We start from the raw sequence: 434 nt of genomic DNA, 5'->3' as shown, positions 1-434 counted from the left end.
GGCACAACCCGCGGCGCTGGCTGCCATGTTGCAGGACGCCACCTTCGCCCGCGCCTACATCCCCTCCCGGCTGCGAACGCTGACGTCCGGGGATGGCCGTGTCGACATCAAACATGCCGCCGTCGACCCGGTGGTGCGGATCGCCCGTTGGGCTGGACTCAGTTGCGGCTCCGATGCGCTGGCCACCGCCGACCGCCTAGGTGCGGCCGCCGGCACCCGGTACCTGGATCCCGACGACGCCCGGGCGCTGGCCAAATGTCACGCGATCGGCTCCAGCATCCGCTGGCGGGTCCGGGCCGCACGCTGGGACTCTGCCGGATCCGATGCCCACGTCGACGAACACATCGAGCTCTCGGATCTCCCGCCTCAGGACCGCACCGCGCTGCGCAGCATCGGCCGCGAACTCACGGGCGTGCGGCGCAAACTCGACTATC

General features: G+C 70.7%; 1 protein-coding gene. It reads left to right on the top strand.

Annotation, left to right across the window (positions count from 1 at the left end):
• Positions 1–25 precede the first annotated feature (25 nt).
• On the top strand, positions 26–434 hold a 409-nt coding region (locus IMZ11_RS44255), incomplete at its 3' end, for a putative nucleotidyltransferase substrate binding domain-containing protein (protein ID WP_228649752.1).

Source organism: Microtetraspora sp. AC03309, from assembly GCF_020826795.1.
Lineage (GTDB): Bacteria > Actinomycetota > Actinomycetes > Streptosporangiales > Streptosporangiaceae > Microtetraspora > Microtetraspora glauca.
The sequence above is the reverse complement of the archived record's forward strand: the minus strand, read 5'-3'. Positions and strand labels throughout refer to the sequence as shown.